Genomic DNA, 1158 nt, shown 5'->3' with positions numbered 1-1158 from the left:
AAAGTGGAAAGTAATTGAAATGAAGAAAGATGGTTATTCAAATCGTACAATTATGGAGAAACTCGGAATTAAAAATGTTTCCCAAATTAAGACATGGATGAAATGGTATCGTACAGATCAAACGTATCGTTTTCAACAACCTGTAGGAAAACAATATTCTTATGGAAAAGGACCAAAAGAGCTCAGTGAATTAGAACAACTACGTTTAGAAAATAAGCATCTAAAAACAAAATTACTTGTATGGGGAAAGTATCTGGAAATCGAAAGGGGCTGAAACCAGAAACTGTAGTTACTTTATGGAAAAATGTAAAAACAAAAATAACGATAAAAGAATTGTGTAACGTATTAGAATTACCCCGTTCCACATTTTATCGCTGGTTACAACGAACGGAAGATCGGAAAGATGATATAGAAGAGAAAGTAAAGGACGTCTGTCTTAGGCATAAATTTCGGTATGGATATCGAAGAGTGACCGCTACTCTTCAAAAAATGGGACTGTGTGTCAATCATAAAAAAGTATTACGAATCATGAGACAAAATCACATTCTTTCAAAAGTACGTCGAAAGAAAAAGAAATATATCAATGGTGCGGAACCAATGGTAGCCCCTCATCGATTGGAGCGTGAATTCGATGCATCCAGACCAAATGAAAAGTGGTTTACAGATGTGACGTATCTCTTATTTGGAGAGCGTACCTTGTATTTATCAACGATCATGGATGCCTTTAATCGTGAAATTATTAGTTGTGTCATCAGCGAAACACAAACACTGACATTAGCGATGAAGACATTGAAACAAGCAATGAGAGGGCGAAGAGTAAAAGATGTTCTTCTTCACTCGGATCAAGGAAGTATTTATACAGCAAAAGAATTTCAAGCGTATGCCAAAGAAAACGGCATGATCACCAGCATGTCCCGGAGAGGAAATTGCCATGATAATGCCGTCATGGAAAGCTTCTTTGGTCATTTGAAAAGTGAAGCTTTCTATTCACAAGAGATAACAAAAGTATCCAACACAACTGTGCGAAAGATTGTGCTAGAATACATTCATTACTACAATTGTGTGCGAATTCAAGAAAAATTAAACCACCTATCCCCTAAAGAATTTAGGGAACAAGTGGTTTAGGTGTTTTGATTGGTGTCCCGTTTTCGGGGTTCA

At 36.5% G+C, this 1158-nt stretch carries 1 protein-coding gene; it reads left to right on the top strand.

All coding sequences use genetic code 11. From position 1 onward, the window contains the following. Positions 1 to 1125, top strand: a protein-coding gene (locus DN389_RS27760) for an IS3 family transposase (protein ID WP_149237829.1) whose coding sequence is annotated in 2 segments (ribosomal slippage) — positions 1 to 221 and positions 221 to 1125 — 1126 coding nt annotated over the 2 segments. Because the reading frame shifts where the segments join, the coding sequence is not laid out codon by codon here. This gene is flagged as partial in the annotation. Positions 1126 to 1158 lie beyond the last annotated feature (33 nt).

It is taken from the genome of Bacillus sp. AY3-1, from assembly GCF_008368785.1.
GTDB lineage: Bacteria > Bacillota > Bacilli > Bacillales > Bacillaceae_G > Bacillus_A > Bacillus_A wiedmannii.
Note: the sequence above shows the minus strand (reverse complement) of the source record. Positions and strands in the feature narration are given on the sequence as shown.